This window comes from Saccharothrix sp. ALI-22-I (genome assembly GCF_001984175.1).
Classification (GTDB): Bacteria; Actinomycetota; Actinomycetes; order Mycobacteriales; family Pseudonocardiaceae; genus Actinosynnema.
The window spans coordinates 923948-942149 of the sequence record NZ_MTQP01000068.1 but is presented as its reverse complement, the minus strand read 5'-3'; the positions used below and the strand labels follow the sequence as shown (position 1 = coordinate 942149).

Sequence of the window (18202 nt, the reverse complement as noted above, 5' to 3'; positions counted from 1 at the left end):
GTGTCCAACGTCCAGGTACCCCGAGTTGAACACTCACGTCGGGCGGCCCTGTTCTGAACGTTCAATTCGGGTGTTCTGAGCGTAGGACACGCGCGACGCGAACGTTGGACACGCGCGTTCTGGAGGTACGACACGCGCGTTCTGAACGTTGGACACGCGGTTAGGGGGCGTGGAGGGCGGCGAGCATGCCGGCTACGGCGGTTTGCCAGGGGTATTCCTCGGCGCGGGCGCGGGCGGCTGAGCGGCGGGTTGGTTCCGGGTCGTCCAGAAGGGCGTTGACGGCGCCGGCGAACGCCGGGGCGTGGTCGGCCACTGCGGCGCCGCAGCCTGGGCGGACGATTTCACGCAAGGCCGAGGAAGCGGAGACGACGACCGGGGTGCCGGAAGCCAGGGCTTCGAGGGCCGCCAAGCCGAACGTCTCGTGCGGGCCCGGGGCGAGTGACACGTCGGCCGTGGCGAGCAGGTCGGCCACGTCGGTCCGCTGGCCGACGAAGCCGAGAAACGTCACGGGGAGCCCGGCGGCACGGCGTTCCAGCGCCTCACGGCGCGGACCGTCACCCGCGATCACCAGCCGCACGTTGAGCCCGGCCGAGTGCAGCTCAGCCGCCGTGTCCACGCTGCGCTCGACGTGCTTCTCCGGCGACAGCCGCCCGCAGTGCACGAGCAGCGCGTCCGCCCCACGCGCCAGATCAGCCTTGAGCGACCGGTCGTGCCGGGTCGGCGTGAACGTGCGCAGGTCCACCCCCAACGGCACGCGGACGACGTTGCGCGCCCCGATCCGGTCGAACTCCTCCCGCGCGAACTCGGTCGTGCACACCACCGTGTCGTAGGAGGCGGCCATCCGCGCGTTCGCCCAGTCCGCACCCCGCCGCGCCACCGCCGACGGCAGCAGGAACTGCTCCAGCAGCCGGTCCAACCGCTCGTGCGAGATGACCACGCTCGGCACCCCGCGCGCCGCCGCCCACCGGCCCATACCGCGCAACGTGAGCCGGTCGGACACCTCCAGCCGATCAGGTGAAAGGTGGTCCAACAGCGTCCGCATCCGCCACGGGTCGACCGCCCGGTAGCCACCGGTGCCCGGGATCTGCGGCGCGGGCAACGTGATGCGCCGGACGTCCGGCGACAGCTCCTCATCGGCGTGCGCAGGACCGGGCACGACGAGCGTGACCTGGTGTCCGCGAGCCGCATAACCACTGCCGAGGTGGTGCAGTGCCGTGCGCAGACCACCGGAACGCGGGCCGTAGAAGTTGGCCAGCTGAACGATTCTCATGCGTGCACGACCCTCATGCGTGCACGACCCTCATGCGGCACGGCGCTCCGGCACGTCCAGCACGGCCGCGTAGTGCCCGAGCAGTTCGTCGCACACCGCCGACCACGTGCGTCCGCGCACCCACCGCCGACCCGCCTGGCCGAACTGGCGACGGCGCAGCGGATCGCTCAACTCCACGACGGCCTGCCGGAGCTGATCGTCGGAGGCGAACAGGTACCCGGTGTTGGGTTGCACCAGGTCACGTGGCCCGCCCGCATCGGGCGCGACCACCGGCACCCCGCTGGCCAACGCCTCCTGCACCGCCTGGCAGAACGTCTCGTGCGGCCCGGTGTGCACGAACACGTCCAGGCTGGCGTAGGCGGTGGCCAGGTCGTTGCCGGTCTTGAAGCCGAGGAACGCGGCGTCGGGCAGATCCCGACGCAACTGCGCCTCATCCGGCCCTTCACCGACGACCACCAGCCGCACGCCGGGCAGGTCGCCGAGCGCGGCGAGCCGGTCCACCCGCTTCTCCGGGGACAACCTGCCGACGTACCCGACGAGCAGTTCACCGTTCGGTGCCAGTTCGGCGCGGAGTGCGGCGTCCCGACGGCCGGGGTTGAACAGCTCGACGTCCACACCGCGCCCCCACCGGTGCACACGCGGCACGCCGTGGTCTTGGAGCGCTTCCACGGCCCACGTCGACGGCGCCAGCGTGCGGTCCGCCTGGGCGTGCAGCCGGCGTGTCCACCGCCAGGCGGCGCGGGCGGTGAGGCCGAGCCCGTAGTGGCCGGCGAACCCGGCGATGTCGGTCTGGTAGACCGCGACGGTCGGGATGCCCAGCCGCCGTGCCGCCAACAGACCGCGCGCGCCCATCACGAACGGGCTGGCCAGGTGCACCACGTCCGGCCGGAAATCGGCCAACGCGGTCAGCACCTTGCGCGTGGGCACCCCGACGGGCAGCGAGCTGAACCTCGGCAGGTCGACCGCGGGCACCCGGACCACCGGCGTGCCGCGGTGGTGGTCCGCACCCGCGCCGGGCGCCACGACCAACGCCTGGTGACCGTGCGCTTTCAGGTGTTCCAGGACCCGCAGAACGGAGTTGGTGACCCCGTTGACCTGGGGCAAGAAGCTCTCGGTGACGATCGCTACGCGCACGCCGATCACCTTGCGATGCCAAGGACACGGCGGCGTGACACCTCAGCGAACGCCTGCCGAACTCCTCGCGTCGCAGTTGACGTTGTCCGCGGCTTCACCTCGTGTACGCATCGCGGTCACTCTGTGCGGTGACACTAGGTCGGCATGACCGTCTTGTCGTCCCGTCCCGCGCAGCCCGTCGATCCCGGCCTGGTGTCGATCGCGCTGGAGATAGCGGGTCGACTCGCCAACGACGCGTCCGACGTGATCATGGCGACGGCGGGACGTGGTGCGCGATCCGACGACGAGGCGTCACCGTTCGACTGGGTGACGGACACGGATCGGACGTTGGAGCGGCACACCCGGCGGGTGCTGACGGCAGAGTTCCCGGACATCCCGGTGTTCTGCGAGAACGTCGACGAGGACACCGCGAGCGACGCCGAGTTCCGCTGGGTCGTGGACCCGGTCGACGGGACGGCGAACTACGTGGCCGGCGTGCCGTGGTGCGCGTACAGCCTCGCGCTGGTCGACCGGTGGGGGCCGGTCGTCGGCGTGGTCGCGGACCCGTACCGAGCCCAGATCTACGCGGCGGCGCGGGGACGTGGCATGCGGGCGAACGGCACGCCGGTGAAGCTGGGCGACCAGGCGGTGAGTTCGATCGTGTGCACGGAGATGACGCGGACCGGCCCGTGGCCCGGCATGGGCGAGTTCATCTCCCGCGCCGCGGTGGCCGGTACCGGCGTTCGCGTCCTGGGTTCCAAGGCCCTCGCCGTCGCCCAAGTAGCCCTGGGCCACGCCGCAGCCGCCGTCCTGCACAGCTACCACGAGTGGGACGTAGCCGGTGCCGTCGCCCTGGCCGTCGAATCCGGTGCCGCCGTACTGGACCGCAGAGGCGAAGACGACCCACTACCGCTGGACGGCCTGCTCGTCGCCATGCCGGAGGTGGCCGAGGAAGTCCTCGCCTGGTGGCAGTCCTCCACGTCCCGCTAATCCGTTTGCCGCAGCCAGCGCGGACCGAATAGAGCAGCCATCGCCGGGCCCAATAGGGCCCGGAAGTGAACCCGGTTCACCTCCCGGACGGTGGGTTGCCGGGTTTCGCGCTGTCTAGGGGACTTCCAGCCGGTGCACCTTCTCCAGCCGGCCCGCGACCCGGCGCCGCCACTCCCCGCCCGCGCCGTAGCTCCACGCGATAGCGTCACCGGCCCACAGCATCGGGCCCTCGTGCGCGCGGAAGTGCTCGTAGGTCAGCTCGAAGATCTTCCGCTTCACCAAGGCCAATGCGTGCCGGTCGTGGGCATCCTGGTGCGCGCAACTCTCCAGCAGTGAAGGCGTGCCACATGACAGGACGATCTCAAAGGACTAACGGTCTAGTGCATTTGGGCTAACCGTTGCCCAGGTGCGGCAGCTGTTGTTCCAGCACTTCCAGGTGCGTGCGGACCTTGTCCAGTGAGGCCTGGTTGAGCAGTTGGAGGGCTACGCGGCCCACCTCGTCCTCGAACGACGTGAAGTCGCGGACGGCGGCCGTCAGTCTCTGGGTCACCGGGTGGTCGTGGTCGGCGCCCAGCGCACGCGCCAGGTCGGCGATCCGCCGCACGTCCGACAGTTCACCGCCGAACTGCCCCGCGATCCGCTCCAACCAGTCCCGAGCCGGTGACGGCGGCACAGTCGCCACCGCAGCACCCACCCGGCGCACGGCCAGCTCGCACCGTCCCACCATCGCGGCCCACCGGTCGTGCATCGGGGGCGGCGGCGCGAGCGGAGGTGGTGGCGGCGGCGGTAGCACCGGCTGGGGGCGGCGGCGTACGGCTCCGACGACCAGGCCGATGAGGGTGCCGGGGATGCCTCCCATGACCACACCGAACATCCCTGAGGCGATGAAGCTCGCCACGAGGGGGACGCCGGACCCGTTCTCTGGCGACGTCGCGAAGCCGAACATGATGAGGGTCGTCATCAGCGTCGTGCCGATGAGCAGTCCCCAGAGCGCCGCCCGTCCCATGCGCTCAATGTGCCAGATCAGGCGTCATAATCCACGGTAACCGCCGAGCTCACCGCCACCGATTGGCACGTCAGCACGAACCCGGCCTCCACCTCACGCGGCTCCAACGCGTAGTTCCGCCGCATCTCCACCTCACCCGACACCACCAGCGCCCGGCACGTCCCGCACACACCGCCCTTGCACGCGAACGGCAGGTCGGCGCGCACCCGCTGGGCCGCGTCGAGGATCGGCACGTCCGCCGGCAGCGGCACGACGGTGGTCCGCCCGTCGAGGATCACGGTCGCCGACGCGGCCGCCACCTCGGCGGTAGACGCACGGCGCGGCGGAGGCGGCGGCTCGTCCACGTAGAACAACTCGTGGTGCACCGACGACGCGGGAACGCCCAGGGACGCCAGCACGTCCTCCGCGTCCTTCACCATCCCGTAGGGCCCGCACAGCCACCACTGGTCCACGTCGGCCCACGGCACCACCACCCCGAACAGCGCCCGCAGCTTCGCCGCGTCCAACCGCCCGGAGAACAGCTCGACGTCCCGAGGCTCCCGCGACAGCACGTGCACCAGCTGGAACCGCGCCGGGTACCGGTCCTTCAGGTCCGCCAGCTCCTCGGCGAACATCACCGTGTCCGCCCGCCGGTTCCCGTACAGCAACGTCACCCGCGCGCCACCGGCCAGCACCGACGCGGCGATCGACAACGCCGGCGTGATCCCGGACCCGGCGACCACCAAGCCGTGGTGCGAGCCGCCGGACGGCGTGAAGTTGCCCAAGGGCGGCAGGACTTCCAGCACGTCACCGCGCTGCACCCGGCCCACCAGCAGGGTCGAGAACAACCCGCCGTCCACCCGCCGCACCCCGATCCGCAACGGCCCACCGGCCGGCGCGCAGATCGAGTACGACCGCCGCTCGTCGCCGTTGCGCAGGGTCAGGTACTGCCCAGGGGCGAAGGTGAACACGGAGGCCAGCTCGGCAGGCACCTCGAACGTCACCGCGACGGCGTCCGAGCACAGCTGCTCGACCGACGCGACGGTCAGCTTGTGGAACACCGGCCGCGCCATCAGATCTCCTTCACGTGCTCGAACGGCTCGGCGCAGTCCGCGCACCGCCGCAACGCCTTGCACGCCGTGGACCCGAACCGCGACAGCTCCGAAGTCCGAACCGACCCGCACCGCGGGCACGGCACCCGCCGCGACGGCGGCACCAGGTTCAGCGGCACCGGACCGGCAGCACGCGGACCCAGCCGGGACGGCGGCGCGATGCCCGCCTCCCGCAGCTTGCGCAACCCGTCCTCGCTGATCCAGTCCGTAGTCCAGGCCGGCGACAGCGACATCCGCACGTCCACCGCCGAGAACCCCGCCGCCAGCAACGACCGCCGCAGGTCCGCGCCCATCTCGTCCAGCGCCGGACACCCCGAGTAGGTGGGCGTGATCGTCACCGACACCCGCCCGTCCTCCTCGGTCACGTCACGCAGCACCCCGAGGTCGGCCAACGTCAGCACCGGCAGCTCCGGGTCCCGGACCCGCGCGGCGACCTCCAGCGCGGTTACCACGTCGCACCCGGCAACGACCGGTGCAGGTGCTGCATCTCGGCGAGCAGGTAGCCCATGGCCTCGGTGTGCACGCCGTCGCGCCCGGCCAGCCCGTTGACCCGCGCCGCAGGCACGTCCACCGGCCGGGTCAGCCCGGCCGCCGACAGCACCGCGTCCAGCACACCGTCCACTTCGGACCGGAGCTCGCCCGGATCCACCGCGACCCCGGCCAACCGCCGCTCCACCGCATGAGCCGTGAGCAGCTCGTCCAGGAACGGCCACACCCGCTCCAACCCGGCCTGCATCCGCCGGTGCGACTCGGCCGTCCCGTCACCCAGCCGCACGACCCACTGGGCCGCGTGATCACGGTGGTAGGCCAGTTCCTTCAACCCCTTGGCCGCCACCGCCGCCAGCACCGGGTCGGCACTCGCGCGCAACCGCGAGTACTGCGCGATCTTCCACGACGAGAACACCAGCAGCCGGGCCATGGTCGTGGCGAAGTCACCGCCGGCGAACGGACCGCACTCGATCTCCGCCAGGTGCACGTTGCGGAAATCGCGCTCGTCCCGCAGGTACGCCAACGCGTCCTCGTCCCGCCCGTCACCCTCGACCTCACCGGCGCGGGTCAGCAGCAGCCGGGCCTGTCCGAGCAGGTCCAGCGCGATGTTGGCCAGCGCGACGTCCTCCTCCAGCTCCGGCGCGCGGGAACACCACTCGGCCAGCCGGTGGGACAGGACCAGCGCGTCGTCACCGAGCATCAGGCAGTACGCGGTCAGGTCGGCGCGGTCGACGTCGGGCACTTCGCGGTCGACCCCGGCCAACGCCTCCGAGAACCCGGTCCCGAACGCCCAGTGCGTGTCCTCGTGGTCGATGAGCGACTCGTACGCATTATCGAAGCTCATAGGTGCGGCACGTCCTCGGGGATCTCGTAGAACGTCGGGTGCCGGTAGACCTTGTCCCCGCTGGGCTCGAAGAACGGGTCCTTCTCGTCCGGCGACGACGCGGTGATCGCCGCCGCGGGCACCACCCAGATCGACACGCCCTCGTTGCGCCGGGTGTAGACGTCACGCGCGTTCCGCAACGCCATCTCGGCGTCCGGCGCGTGCAGCGACCCGACGTGCACGTGGTTCAACCCGCGCTTGCCGCGCACGAACACTTCCCACAACGGCCACGAAGAACTCATGCCACACCTTCCTGAACGGACCGCTTCGCGGCGTGCGCGGCAGCGGCGGCACGCACCCACTCGCCGTCCTCGTGCGCCTTGCGCCGGTGCGCGATCCGCTGCGCGTTCGTGGGCCCGTTGCCGCCGACGACCTGCCAGAACTCGTCCCAGTCCGGCTGGCCGAAGTCGTGGTGCCCGCGCTCTTCGTTCCACTTCAGCGCGGGGTCGGGCAGCGTCACGCCCAGCTTCTCCGCCTGCGGCACGGTCATGTCCACGAACTTCTGCCGCAGCTCGTCGTTGGTGTTGCGCTTGATCCGCCACGCCATGGACTGCTCGGTGTTGGCCGATTCCGCATCCGGCGGACCGAACATCATCAGCGATGGCCACCAGAAGCGGTTCACCGACTCCTGCACCATGGCGCGCTGCGCGTCGGTGCCGCTCATCATCGTCATCAGCAGCTCGTAGCCCTGCCGCTGGTGGAAGGACTCCTCCTTGCAGATGCGGATCATGGCGCGCGCGTACGGTCCGTAGGACGTGCGGCACAGCGGCACCTGGTTGCAGATCGCGGCGCCGTCCACCAGCCAGCCGATCACGCCGACGTCGGCGTAGGACAGCGTCGGGTAGTTGAAGATCGAGGAGTACTTCTGCTTGCCCGAGATCAGCTTCTCGGTCAGGTCGCCCCGGTCCGCGCCCAGCGTCTCGGTCGCGGCGTACAGGTACAGGCCGTGCCCGGCCTCGTCCTGGACCTTGGCCAGCAGGATCGCCTTGCGGCGCAACGACGGCGCGCGGCTGATCCAGTTGCCCTCCGGCTGCATGCCGATGATCTCGGAGTGCGCGTGCTGCGCGATCTGCCGGATCAACGTCCTGCGGTAGCCGTCGGGCATCCAGTCACGCGGCTCGACGCGCTGCTCGGCGGCGACGGTGCGCTCGAACTGAGCCTCCAGGTCCATGCATCGATGTTACACCTGAAGGCCAATTTTGAGGAGAACTGTCACAAACGCCGACGGAGCCACCAGACCAGCGGCAACAGCCCCGCCCACACGGCCAGCAGGAACGTGCCGATCGGCAGCAACGCGAGCACGGCGGTGCGGCCGGCGACCCGTGCCACTTCGGGATCGGCCGTGTCGTACTCGATGCGCACCAGCTGACCCGGCTCCAGCCCCTCCGGGTACAGCACGCCCTGCGACGGGCTGTGCACGGCGCCGTCCGGCGTCGCGAAGCGCACCACGGTGCGCTGGAACGAGACCGACACCACCTCGGCGGTCGCCTTGCCCAGCCGCTTCTCGATCATCAGGTCGTCCCGCCAGCACGCCGCGAGCAGGATCACGCCGATCAGCGTCACGACCGCGCCGAACACCAGCAACGACCGGCTGACCAGGAGCCGAGCCTTCGGACGGGCACTCGTTCGCACTGCGTCGTCCACCACAACTGAGGAGTCTAGGGCGGCCTGGGCTCCGGATCTCAGCCACGAGTCCATACCCTCGACGCCGTGACCACAGCTCCTGTCTCGCGGACCCGACAACGGCTGCGCGTGCACACCAGGCGCGTCGCGGGCGACGATTTGCTGAGCAGGCTGCCGGCCCCGACCGGCGCACTGAGCTGGGTCCGGGATGGAACGGGCCTGGTCGGATGGGGTGAGGCGGCCCGTTTCGAGGTCTCCGGACCGGACCGTTTCGCGGCCGCCGACCGCTGGTGGCGCGAGTTCACCGACGGCCTCGACGTGGACGACGAGATCGGCGTGCCGGGCACGGGCGCGGTGGCGTTCGTCAGCATGGCGTTCTCCGACCGGCCGGGACGTTCGGTGCTGGTGGTGCCGGAAGTCGTCATAGGTCGCCACAACGGGCACAGCTGGTTGACCACGATCGGCAACGTCACCGGACGGCGGGTCGAGCCGGTGCGCAAACCGTCCGAGGTGAAGTACGCCGACGGGCAGGTGTCCGTCACCGGCTACCGCACGGCGGTGCGCGCGGCGGTCGAACGGATGCAGGCCGGCGAACTGGACAAAGTCGTGCTGGCACACGACCTGCTGGCCGTCGCGGACATCGAGATCGACCACCGTTTCGTACTGGAAGGCCTGGCCCGCCGATACCCCGAGTGCTGGGTGTACGCCGTGGACGGCCTGATCGGCGCGACCCCCGAACTGCTGCTGCGGCGCAACGGATCCGTGGTCGATTCGCGCGTGCTGGCCGGGACGACATGGCCGCACGACGGGATGTCCGATGACGAACTGGCCGCCGCGCTGCTGTCGTCCGGCAAGAACCGCGACGAACACGAGTACGCGGTGACGTCGCTGGTGGAGACCCTGCGGCCGTTCTGCTCGACCATGTCGGTGGACGGCCCGTCGGTCCTCCGGCTGCCGAACGTCTCGCACCTGTCCAGCGACGTGGTCGGCACGCTCAGCGAAACGCCGTCGTTGCTAGCCCTGGGCGAGGCCCTGCACCCCACCGCCGCCGTCGGCGGCACCCCACGTGCGGACGCCATCACGGTGATCGAAGAACTGGAAGGCATGGACCGGGGCCGGTACGCGGGCCCGGTGGGCTGGATCGACGGCAACGGCGACGGCGAGCTCGGCATCGCCCTGCGCTGCGCCCAGGTGGACGGCCCCACAGCCCGCCTCTACGCCGGCTGCGGCCTGGTCGCCGAGTCCGATCCCGACTCCGAGGTCCACGAGGCACACGCCAAGATGCTGCCGTTCCGCGAAGCCCTCGAAGGCATGTGACGGACGCGGGGCCGCCCTCGACTCAGGACGGCCCCACGTTCGACTTCAGTGGTGGTGGCCCGCGAGAAGTTCGCGGGTTTCGTGGATCTTCTTGAACGACTTCGGCTCGGTCACCGTGGCCGCACGTGCCGCGAACCCGGCCGCACCCGGTGCCACGGCGGGCTTGCCCGGTGTGAACAGCCACGTCTGGAACAGCTCGTCCAGTTGCTGCCCGGACAGCTCCTCGGCGAACGCGATGAACTCGTCCGTCGTCGCGTTGCCGTTGCGCTTCTCGCTCGGCCACTGCTTCAGCAGCTGGAAGAACGCCTCGTCGCCGATCGCGCCGCGCAACGCGTGCACGGTCAGCGCACCCCGGTCGTACACGGCGCCGTGGAACTGGTTCGGCGCGCCCGGGTCACCGGGCAGGACCTGCCAGAACGGGCTGTCCTCCGGGTACGACGCGTAGACGAAGTCCGAGTTCTCCTGGACCGTGCCTTCACCGACGTGCTCCGACCACAGCCACTCCGCGTAGCTGGCGAAGCCCTCGTTCAGCCAGATGTCCTTCCAGCCCTGCACCGACACCGAGTCGCCGAACCACTGGTGCGCGACCTCGTGCGCCACCACGTAGGTGTTCGAGCCGCGGCGGAAGAAGCCGGCGTCGTAGGTGGAGCGGGTCTGGTTCTCCAGCGCGAAGCCGATGCCCGGCGTGGCCACGCCGCCCTGCGCCTCGAACGGGTAGGTGCCGAACTGGGTCTCCAGGAACTCCGTCACCTCGGGCGTGCGCTCGATGCTCGCCACCGACGCGCCGTAGTCCGCGCCCAGCCGCTCCGAGTAGGCGTTGAGCACCGGCTGGCCGTTCGGCGCGGTCGACTGGCGGATCTCGAACTGGCCGATCGCGATGAACGCCAGGTAGGTGGCCTGCGGCTGCAGGCTGCGGTAGCGCCAGCGGGTCCAGCCGTTGATCTGCTGGGTGGTGCCGCCGAACAGGCCGTTGGAGATCACCTCGACGCCGCTGGGCACGGCCACCGACACGTCGAACTTCGCCTTGTCGGTCGGGTGGTTGTTGCTCGGGAACCACCACGGCGCGATGTCCGGCTGGTCGATCGCCAGCGCGCCGTCCGGGGTCCGCTTCCACGACGTGTAGCCGTCCACGTCGTGGGTCGAGGGCACGTCGGAGTACGTGACCACGATGGTCAGGTCGGCGCCCTGGCGGAGCGCGCCGCGCGGGTCGACCACGAGTTCGCCGTCCGCCTGGGAGAACTCGGCGACCTTGTTGTTGACCCGGACCGAGCTGACCTTCAACAGGAAGTCGAGGTTGAACTGGCTCAGTTCCTGGGTGGCTTTGGCCAGGATCGTCGTCGTGCCGGAAAGGTTGTCGTTCGCCGGCTGGTAGTTGAGCCTGATGTCGTAATGGGAAACGTCGTACCCGCCGTTGCCGGCATTCGGGTAGTACGGGTCTCCGATGCCCGGTGCTCCTGGTTGGGCCGCCGTCGCCGTGCCGGCGAGCAGCAGCAGGGACGCCGCGGTGGCGGTACCGAGGGTCAGCTTCGCTCTCAGGGACATGCGGCGAAGCTAGTCGTGCCCTCCGGCCCGCTGTACCCCCGTCGGTGGGATTTCGGCTATTGGAAAGCGGTTGACACGGCGGCCTTCAGCCGGGCGTGCAGATCCCGCAATTCCTTGCGCTCGGTGCGGATTTCGACCACCCGGATTCCGCTCGGCCGGTCGAGTGCTCGTCCCAACTCGTCCGGCGTGCGGGCCCGGGTGTGCGGCACCTGGTGGGCTTTGCACAGGGCTTCGAGGTCGACGCCGTGCGGGGTGCCGAAGACGCGTTCGAAGGTCTTCTCGTGCTCCTTCGCGCCCTGTTCCAGCAACGCGAAGATGCCGCCGCCGTCGTCGTTGAGGACGACGATCGTGAGGTCCGGGCGGGGCTCGTGCGGGCCGATGAGCAGGCCGTTCGCGTCGTGCAGGAACGTCAGGTCGCCGATCAGGGCGTAGGTCGGGCCCTGGGTGAGCGCGATGCCGGCGGCGGTGGAGACGCTGCCGTCGATGCCCGCCACGCCCCGGTTGGCGTAGGTGTGGACGTCGCGGCGCGGCGCGGCGACGAGGTCGACGTCGCGGACCGGGTTGGACGAGCCGAGGAACAGGTTCGCGCCCGCGGGGAGCGCGGCGAGGAGGTCGCGGGCCACGTGCAGGCCGGTCGGCCACGGCTCCTTGGCCAGCAGGTCGTGCACGACGTCGGCGACCGCCTTGTCCGCGTGCTGCCAGGCGGTGAGCCAGTCGTGGTCCACCTCGTGCTCGCCGAGGACCAGGTCGGTGGAGGTGTGCGTGGCGGCGAACTGCGGGTCCGGCCAGTCGAGTTCGTCGGAGAGGACGTGCACGACCGGGGTTCGGGCGATGAGCTTGAGCACGCCCCTGGAGAGGGTGGCGCGGCCCACTACTACTACGGCCTGCGGGTTCAGGTGCTCGGGGAGTTCTCCCGCGTTGAGCAGCAGGGTGCCGTGGCGCAGGCCGTGGCCGGTCGGTTCGGCGATCACCGGCCAACCCGCGCGTTCGGCCAGGTCGGTGAGGTCGTGGTCGGTGTCGCCGACGACCACCAGGGTGCGCGGGCCGAGGTGGTCGGCCGGGTGCAGGGAGGTGGTGGTGCGGCGGGCGGTGCGGGTCCAGGGCATGTCGAACGGGCGGCCGTCCAGGCTCTCCGGCCAGTCGTCGTCCTGATCGGGCACCAAGGGCTCGCGGAACGGGATGTTGACGTGCACCGGGCCTTGGTCGCGAGCGGTGGCGACGGCCCGGCAGACCAGGGAGCGCCACAGGCCGTTCTGGTTCTCCCGGCGTTCGGCGATGGGGAATTGGAGGGTGTCCGTACCGAAGATGCGCTGCTGGTCGACGGTCTGGCTGGCGCCGGTGCGGTAGAGCTCGACCGGGCGGTCGGCGGTGAGGGCGATGACCGGGACGCCCGCGTGCCCGGCTTCCAGCATCGCGGGGTGGAGGTTCGCCACGGCGGTGCCGGAGGTGCAGGTGACGGCGGTGACCTGGTTGCTGCCCTTGGCCAGGCCGAGGGCGAGGAAGCCGGCGGTGCGCTCGTCGATGCGGACGTGGAGGGTGAGGCGTCCGGCCGCGGCGGCCTCGTGCAGGGCGAAGGACAGGGGGGCGTTGCGCGATCCGGGGCTCAGCACGACGTGCTTGACGTCGTTGCGGATCAGCTCGTCGACAAGCACCCTGGCCTGCGCGGTGGACGGGTTCACCTGGACATTGTCGCTCAGTGCACGATCAGGTGATTCACCTTGCTGAATCGAACACCGGTTCGAACAATGGAATCATGATCCCCCACCAGCACCGACCCGTCACCCCGACCCGCCGGGAACCGGCGCCGCTCTCAGCTCCGCGGCAGGCATATTGTCCGTGCCGTGGCAGATCAGGACGTTTCCGAGCTGTTCGACCCCACCCGCTGGAAGCTGGTCGAGGGGTTCGACTTCACCGATATCACCTACCACCGCGCGGTCGACCAGGGCACGGTGCGCATCGCGTTCAACCGGCCCGAGGTGCGCAACGCGTTCCGCCCGCACACGGTCGACGAGCTGTACCGCGCGCTGGACCACGCCCGGATGAGCTCGGACGTCGGGTGCGTCCTGCTGACCGGCAACGGCCCTTCACCGCGGGACGGCGGCTGGGCGTTCTGCTCGGGCGGCGACCAGCGCATCCGCGGCCGCAGCGGGTACCAGTACGCGGCGGGTGAGACGGCGGACACCATCGATCCGGCCAGGGCGGGCAGGCTGCACATCCTGGAGTGCCAACGCCTGATCCGCTTCATGCCGAAGGTGGTGATCGCCGTCGTCCCGGGGTGGGCCGCCGGCGGTGGCCACAGCCTGCACGTCGTGTGCGACCTGACGCTGGCCAGCGCGGAGCACGCCAGGTTCAAGCAGACCGACGCGGACGTCGGCAGCTTCGACGGCGGCTACGGGTCGGCGTACCTGGCGCGGCAGGTGGGCCAGAAGTTCGCCCGGGAGATCTTCTTCCTGGGTCGGGCTTACACGGCCGAGGACATGCAGAAGATGGGCGCCGTCAACGCGGTCGTGCCGCACGCCGAGCTGGAGTCGACGGCGCTGGAATGGGCGAAGGAGATCAACGGCAAATCCCCGACCGCGCAGCGGATGCTGAAGTACGCCTTCAACCTGATCGACGACGGCCTGGTCGGTCAGCAGATCTTCGCCGGCGAAACCACCCGCCTCGCCTACATGACCGACGAGGCGGTGGAGGGCCGCGACGCCTTCCTGGAAAAGCGCCCGCCGAACTGGTCCGACTACCCCTACTACTACTAGCCCGCCGCCATGATCACCCTCGACCAACTACGCGCCGCCCTGAGCCGGGACCGGGCACCTGCGCCAACGCCCGCCAACGCGACCGGCTCGGGCGCCGAAGGCCGATCGCCCGTGCTGGTCGCCCAGCCGAGCGACCAACCGCGCCCACCTCCCCAGGGCTGGGAGACCGAAGCCGTCCTGGCGGTCGGCACGTCCGGCTCCACGGGTGAGCCGAAAACGGTCCTGCTCGGGGCCGAAGCGCTCACCACCTCGGCCGAGCTGACGCACGCCCGCCTCGGCGGCCCCGGCACGTGGCTGCTCGCCCTCCCGACCACCCACATCGCGGGCATCCAGGTGCTCGTCCGCTCGATCGTGGCGGGCACCGAGCCCGGCGTGATGGACCTCGCCGCCGGCTTCCGCGCCTCCGGCTTCGCCACCACCGCCCGCACCGTCCTGGCCACCCCCGGCCGCCACTACACCGCCCTGGTGCCGACCCAACTCGCCCGCCTGGTCGCGATCGAAGGCCCCGGCCTGGCCGCGATCCGGCAGTTCGACGCGGTCCTGATCGGCGGTGCCGCCACACCGCCCGCACTGCTCGAACGGTCCCGGCAGCTCGGCGTCCGGGTCGTCACCACGTACGGCATGAGCGAGACGTCCGGCGGCTGCGTCTACGACGGGCTGCCGCTGGACGGCGTCCGGGTCCGGCTGGTCGACGGCCGCATCGAGGTCGGCGGCCCGGTGCTGGCCCTCGGCTATCAGGGCGGCGAGCGGTTCGGGGAGTGGTTCCGGACCGGTGACCTCGGGCGAATCCGGCCCGACGGCACGTTGGAGGTGCTCGGACGCGCCGACGACGTGATCATCAGCGGCGGCGAGAACATCGCGCCCGCCCAGGTCGAACGGGCGCTCACCGCCCAGGCCGGCGTGCGTGAGGCGTGCGTCGTGGGGCTGGCCGATCCCGAATGGGGTCAAGTGGTCGGCGCGGCCGTGGTGCCGGACGATCCGAGCGCCCCGCCCGACGTGGACGAGCTGTGCGCGGCGGTCGGGGAGGCGGTCGGGCGGTTCGCCATGCCGAAGCGGGTTGTTTTCGTCTCCGAGCTGCCACAACGCGGTCCCGGCAAGGTGGATCGGAGGGCGGTCGCTAGCTCGTTTGGGTGAGTTCTTGTCTTATTGCGCATGGTTGTTGGTTGACAGGTAACCACTCCGGGGGATTGGCTCGGCAGCGCCGTGACGCGCGGCCCTGCCGCGGTCCCCTCCGCACCGCGTGTCCGGACGAGGAGTGCTGCGATGACCAGGCGCTACCTGTTACCGCTCGCCGTCGCCACCGTCATGACCGCCGGACTGACGGCACCCGCCGCAGCCGCGGCTGACGCCAATGCCGAATGGCGGGCCGACCTGTCCACCGTGAACGCCGACGACAACGGCGTCACCTCGGACAACGGCACGGTGCGGCTCGACCGCGCCGCACCGACGCCCGCCAGCGCGCGGACCGCCGTGCGCACCGGGTTCCTGCAACTCGACCCGCGCGGGTTCGACACCCCCGTCAACGCCATCGCCGCGACCGTGAAGAGCAACGTCCCCGCCGGCGCCGAAGTCGCCGTGGACGTGCGCGGCGCGCTCGGCGACGACCAGTGGACCGAGTGGGTCGAGGCACGCCCCGACGCCCCGGCCGTGCTGCCGACCGCCGTCACGACCGTGCAGGTCCGGCTGGCACTGACGGCGGAGAAGGCGACACCCGAGGTCAGCCAGGTCGACCTCAGAGCGTTCACGACCCCGAAGACCGCCGACGTCAACGCGCAGGCCGCGGGCCTGTCGTACCGGGTCTACGCGACCCGCGAGGGCCTGGTCGGCGGCACCACCGCGAACGGGCACGTGATCACGAGCCGCGACCACTTCGTCGCCCTGCCGTCGCGGCGCGGCCTGTCGGCCAAGGCCACCGGCACGTACAGCGTGCGGGTGTGCGCGGCGAACGGCCGCTGCGAGTGGGCGCCGGTGTGGGACGTCGGCCCGTGGAACACCAAGGACGACTACTGGAACCCGTCGTCGACCCGTGAGATGTGGACGAACCTGCCGCAGGGCAAGCCCGAGGCGCAGGCCGCGTACGAGGACGGCTACAACGGCGGCAAGGACCAGTTCGGCCGCACCGTCGCCAACCCGGCGGGCATCGACCTGGCCGACGGCACGTTCTGGGACGGCCTGAAGCTGACCAACAACGCGTGGGTCACCGTCACCTATTCGTGGACCGGTTCGGGCCCGGCCGGGTTCGTCCGCACCGCGGGCGACCCGCTCAACGTCCGCAGCGGCGCCACGTCGACGGCGTCCCAGGTCGGCCTGGCCGCGAACTACGCGCAGGTGCGGGTCGAGTGCCAGCTCACCGGCCAGTCCGTGACGGGCTCGCAGGGCACGTCGAACATCTGGTTCCGGATCGCGGCGGGCAAGTACATCGCGCGGGCGTACGTGTCCGGCGTGTCCGGCGCCACTGCCTGCTGATCTGCGAGCACCCGGAAGCGGGTCCCCGTTCATCATGTCGGAGGATGTCCGACATGGCCACAGCCACCCAGTGGGTATCGGGGACCCGCCCCCGCACGCTGCCGAACTCCATCGCGCCGGTGCTGGTCGGCGCGGGCGCCGCGCACCACATCGACGGGTTCAACCTGACCTGGTCGCTGCTGGCGCTCGCGGTGTCGGTCGCGCTCCAGGTGGGTGTGAACTTCGCCAACGACTACTCCGACGGCATCCGCGGCACCGACGCCAACCGGGTCGGCCCGTTCCGGCTGGTCGGTTCCGGTGCGGCGACCCCCAAGTCGGTCCGCACGGCGGCGTTCGCGGCCCTGGCCGTCGCCGCGTTGGCGGGACTGGTCCTGATCGTGCTGACCGGCCGGTACTGGATGGTGTTGTTCGGCGCGGTCTGCATCGCCGCGGCGTGGTTCTACACCGGCGGCCGCAAGCCGTACGGGTACTCAGGCCTGGGCGAACTGGCCGTGTTCGTCTTCTTCGGCCCGGCCGCCGTACTCGGCACGCTGTACGTGCAGACCGGGGAGATCACCGGGATCGGCATCGGCGGCGCGATCGCGATGGGCTCCTTCTCCACCGGCGTGATGATCGCCAACAGCCTGCGCGACATCCCGACCGACATCCAAGCGGGCAAGCGCACCCTGTCAACCACCCTGGGCGACAAGGACTCCCGCCGCCTCTACCTCGCCCTGGTCGCGATCCCGTTCCTGATCACCCTGGCGATCGGCCTCCGCGTCCCCCTGGCCCTTACCGGCTTCCTAGCCCTCCCCCTGGCCGTCCTCGGCGCCCGCCGCGTAGCCAAGGGCCACAAGGGCCACGACCTGATCCCCGTCCTCCGCGACACCGGCCTCGCCATGCTCATCTGGGGCCTAGCCATCCCCACCGCCCTAATCCTCGGCTAACCCCCACCCCACGCCCCCGCGCGTGTCCAACACTCAGAACGCGCGTGTCCAACCTCCAGAACGCGCGTGTCCAACGCTCAGAACGCGCGTGTCCAACGCTCAGAACGCGAGAGTCCAACGTTCAGGTGCGGTGAGTTCAACGCTCAGGACGCGCGCTGAGGCACCGTTAGTCGGCCGCCCGAGGGAGTTATCCACAGGCAGCGCGCGAACGCCGTGGATTGTCGGACCCTTGTGGCAGGGTAAAAGCAGGGGTCCCCTTGGCGGGGACCCTTGCGGAGCGAGCGGGGCGGTTACCAGGCGTCTTCGGTGAAGGTCATTGGTTCATCGTCGTCGCGACGCTTGGGTTTGGGGGGTTCTACGCGGCGTTCCTCGCCTCGGCACAGGGCGGCGAGGGTTTCGCGGTCTGCTTCCAGCGCGGCCTTCACGCCGCGGTCGTCTGCGGCCTCGCCCATGAGCACTTGCCGCCAGCTCAGGTAGCCGCCCGCGATCCTCCGCTGCAACGCCTGCAATTCCGGTGACGCCTCGTTCGACTTCGCGAACTGCATCACCCGTCGCACGTCCTCCGCCGAGGGCTCGCGCTGCGGGTATCGCAGCTTCGCCGCCTCGCGCATCGCCTTGTCGGCGTCGGCGACCGACCTGGCGAGCACTTCCTCGGCTGTGAGCACCTCCGCCGTCCGCCACGCGCTCACCGCAAACCCCTTCCCACGCGCCGCCGATCCACGCTGCGACGCAC

19 protein-coding genes are annotated in these 18202 nt (G+C 70.6%); 6 read left to right on the top strand and 13 right to left on the bottom strand.

Going from position 1 to position 18202, the window contains the following annotated elements; all coding sequences use genetic code 11:
• Positions 1 to 160 precede the first annotated feature (160 nt).
• Positions 161 to 1270 carry a glycosyltransferase gene (locus ALI22I_RS41355; RefSeq protein ID WP_077010968.1) on the bottom strand — a complete coding sequence of 370 codons (1110 nt, stop codon included), beginning with the start codon at positions 1268 to 1270 and terminating at the stop codon, positions 161 to 163.
• A 30-nt stretch (positions 1271 to 1300) separates the two neighbouring features.
• On the bottom strand, positions 1301 to 2404 hold the full coding sequence (locus ALI22I_RS41350) for a glycosyltransferase family 4 protein (RefSeq protein ID WP_202971165.1): 1104 nt from the start codon (positions 2402 to 2404) through the stop codon (positions 1301 to 1303).
• A gap of 144 nt (positions 2405 to 2548) precedes the next feature.
• Here ALI22I_RS41350 and ALI22I_RS41345 point away from each other — a divergent pair, with 144 nt between their 5' ends.
• Positions 2549 to 3373 carry an inositol monophosphatase family protein gene (locus ALI22I_RS41345; protein WP_077010967.1) on the top strand — a complete coding sequence of 275 codons (825 nt, stop codon included), beginning with the start codon at positions 2549 to 2551 and terminating at the stop codon, positions 3371 to 3373.
• A gap of 114 nt (positions 3374 to 3487) precedes the next feature.
• Here ALI22I_RS41345 and ALI22I_RS51580 read toward each other — a convergent pair whose 3' ends face one another.
• The 8 genes from ALI22I_RS51580 to ALI22I_RS41310 form a co-directional block, all read right to left on the bottom strand.
• Positions 3488 to 3652: a hypothetical protein gene (locus ALI22I_RS51580; RefSeq protein ID WP_179118522.1), complete on the bottom strand. Its 165-nt coding sequence runs from the start codon at positions 3650 to 3652 to the stop codon at positions 3488 to 3490.
• Between the two features lie 112 nt (positions 3653 to 3764).
• On the bottom strand, positions 3765 to 4379 hold the full coding sequence (locus ALI22I_RS41340) for a hypothetical protein (RefSeq protein ID WP_077010966.1): 615 nt from the start codon (positions 4377 to 4379) through the stop codon (positions 3765 to 3767).
• 17 nt (positions 4380 to 4396) lie between these two features.
• Positions 4397 to 5431: a 1,2-phenylacetyl-CoA epoxidase subunit PaaE gene (paaE, locus tag ALI22I_RS41335; RefSeq protein ID WP_077010965.1), complete on the bottom strand. Its 1035-nt coding sequence runs from the start codon at positions 5429 to 5431 to the stop codon at positions 4397 to 4399.
• A complete protein-coding gene (gene paaD, locus ALI22I_RS41330) occupies positions 5431 to 5922 on the bottom strand; it encodes a 1,2-phenylacetyl-CoA epoxidase subunit PaaD (protein ID WP_077010964.1) in 492 nt (163 codons plus the stop codon). Before paaD ends, paaE begins: the two co-directional genes overlap by 1 nt.
• Entirely contained in the window at positions 5916 to 6803 is an 888-nt protein-coding gene (gene paaC, locus ALI22I_RS41325; protein ID WP_077010963.1) for a 1,2-phenylacetyl-CoA epoxidase subunit PaaC, read from the bottom strand. Before paaC ends, paaD begins: the two co-directional genes overlap by 7 nt.
• The gene (gene paaB / locus ALI22I_RS41320) at positions 6800 to 7084 is read right to left on the bottom strand and encodes a 1,2-phenylacetyl-CoA epoxidase subunit PaaB (protein WP_077010962.1); all 285 of its coding nucleotides are present in this window, start codon (positions 7082 to 7084) and stop codon (positions 6800 to 6802) included. The genes paaC and paaB overlap by 4 nt, the downstream gene beginning before the upstream one ends.
• Positions 7081 to 8013, bottom strand: a complete 933-nt coding sequence (gene paaA, locus ALI22I_RS41315; RefSeq protein WP_077010961.1) for a 1,2-phenylacetyl-CoA epoxidase subunit PaaA — start codon at positions 8011 to 8013, stop codon at positions 7081 to 7083. Before paaA ends, paaB begins: the two co-directional genes overlap by 4 nt.
• A 41-nt stretch (positions 8014 to 8054) precedes the next feature.
• A complete protein-coding gene (locus tag ALI22I_RS41310) occupies positions 8055 to 8540 on the bottom strand; it encodes a DUF3592 domain-containing protein (RefSeq protein ID WP_083752373.1) in 486 nt (161 codons plus the stop codon).
• A 12-nt stretch (positions 8541 to 8552) separates the two neighbouring features.
• On the opposite strand from ALI22I_RS41310, the gene ALI22I_RS41305 reads away from it, so the two are divergent.
• On the top strand, positions 8553 to 9782 hold the full coding sequence (locus ALI22I_RS41305) for an isochorismate synthase (protein WP_077010960.1): 1230 nt from the start codon (positions 8553 to 8555) through the stop codon (positions 9780 to 9782).
• Between the two features lie 45 nt (positions 9783 to 9827).
• Here the strand turns inward: ALI22I_RS41305 and ALI22I_RS41300 are convergent, their stop codons facing one another.
• Positions 9828 to 11324, bottom strand: a complete 1497-nt coding sequence (locus tag ALI22I_RS41300) for a M1 family metallopeptidase (RefSeq protein ID WP_077010959.1) — start codon at positions 11322 to 11324, stop codon at positions 9828 to 9830.
• A 56-nt stretch (positions 11325 to 11380) separates the two neighbouring features.
• Positions 11381 to 13003: a 2-succinyl-5-enolpyruvyl-6-hydroxy-3-cyclohexene-1-carboxylic-acid synthase gene (menD, locus tag ALI22I_RS41295; protein WP_077010958.1), complete on the bottom strand. Its 1623-nt coding sequence runs from the start codon at positions 13001 to 13003 to the stop codon at positions 11381 to 11383.
• A gap of 162 nt (positions 13004 to 13165) precedes the next feature.
• Here menD and ALI22I_RS41290 point away from each other — a divergent pair, with 162 nt between their 5' ends.
• The 4 genes from ALI22I_RS41290 to ALI22I_RS41275 all read left to right on the top strand — a co-directional run bounded on the left by ALI22I_RS41290 (position 13166) and on the right by ALI22I_RS41275 (position 17469).
• Complete coding sequence (locus tag ALI22I_RS41290) at positions 13166 to 14077, top strand: 1,4-dihydroxy-2-naphthoyl-CoA synthase (protein ID WP_077010957.1); 912 nt, start codon at positions 13166 to 13168, stop codon at positions 14075 to 14077.
• A 9-nt stretch (positions 14078 to 14086) separates the two neighbouring features.
• A complete protein-coding gene (gene menE, locus ALI22I_RS41285) occupies positions 14087 to 15211 on the top strand; it encodes an o-succinylbenzoate--CoA ligase (protein ID WP_083752372.1) in 1125 nt (374 codons plus the stop codon).
• Between the two features lie 129 nt (positions 15212 to 15340).
• Complete coding sequence (locus ALI22I_RS41280; RefSeq protein ID WP_077010956.1) at positions 15341 to 16543, top strand: hypothetical protein; 1203 nt, start codon at positions 15341 to 15343, stop codon at positions 16541 to 16543.
• A gap of 53 nt (positions 16544 to 16596) precedes the next feature.
• Complete coding sequence (locus tag ALI22I_RS41275) at positions 16597 to 17469, top strand: 1,4-dihydroxy-2-naphthoate polyprenyltransferase (RefSeq protein ID WP_077010955.1); 873 nt, start codon at positions 16597 to 16599, stop codon at positions 17467 to 17469.
• A 290-nt stretch (positions 17470 to 17759) separates the two neighbouring features.
• Here the strand turns inward: ALI22I_RS41275 and ALI22I_RS41270 are convergent, their stop codons facing one another.
• The gene (locus ALI22I_RS41270) at positions 17760 to 18158 is read right to left on the bottom strand and encodes a hypothetical protein (RefSeq protein ID WP_077010954.1); all 399 of its coding nucleotides are present in this window, start codon (positions 18156 to 18158) and stop codon (positions 17760 to 17762) included.
• Between the last annotated feature and the right edge of the window lie 44 nt (positions 18159 to 18202).

Bases quoted from the DNA above. Each gene is read 5' to 3' on its own strand.
- ALI22I_RS41355 (WP_077010968.1), bottom strand. From the start codon at position 1,270: ATGAGAATCGTTCAGCTGGCCAACTTCTACGGCCCGCGTTCCGGTGGT.
- ALI22I_RS41345 (WP_077010967.1), top strand. From the start codon at position 2,549: ATGACCGTCTTGTCGTCCCGTCCCGCGCAGCCCGTCGATCCCGGCCTG.
- ALI22I_RS41340 (WP_077010966.1), bottom strand. From the start codon at position 4,379: ATGGGACGGGCGGCGCTCTGGGGACTGCTCATCGGCACGACGCTGATG.
- paaE (WP_077010965.1), bottom strand. From the start codon at position 5,431: ATGGCGCGGCCGGTGTTCCACAAGCTGACCGTCGCGTCGGTCGAGCAG.
- paaC (WP_077010963.1), bottom strand. From the start codon at position 6,803: ATGAGCTTCGATAATGCGTACGAGTCGCTCATCGACCACGAGGACACG.
- paaB (WP_077010962.1), bottom strand. From the start codon at position 7,084: ATGAGTTCTTCGTGGCCGTTGTGGGAAGTGTTCGTGCGCGGCAAGCGC.
- paaA (WP_077010961.1), bottom strand. From the start codon at position 8,013: ATGGACCTGGAGGCTCAGTTCGAGCGCACCGTCGCCGCCGAGCAGCGC.
- ALI22I_RS41310 (WP_083752373.1), bottom strand. From the start codon at position 8,540: ATGGACTCGTGGCTGAGATCCGGAGCCCAGGCCGCCCTAGACTCCTCA.
- ALI22I_RS41300 (WP_077010959.1), bottom strand. From the start codon at position 11,324: ATGTCCCTGAGAGCGAAGCTGACCCTCGGTACCGCCACCGCGGCGTCC.
- menE (WP_083752372.1), top strand. From the start codon at position 14,087: ATGATCACCCTCGACCAACTACGCGCCGCCCTGAGCCGGGACCGGGCA.
- ALI22I_RS41280 (WP_077010956.1), top strand. From the start codon at position 15,341: ATGACCAGGCGCTACCTGTTACCGCTCGCCGTCGCCACCGTCATGACC.
- ALI22I_RS41275 (WP_077010955.1), top strand. From the start codon at position 16,597: ATGGCCACAGCCACCCAGTGGGTATCGGGGACCCGCCCCCGCACGCTG.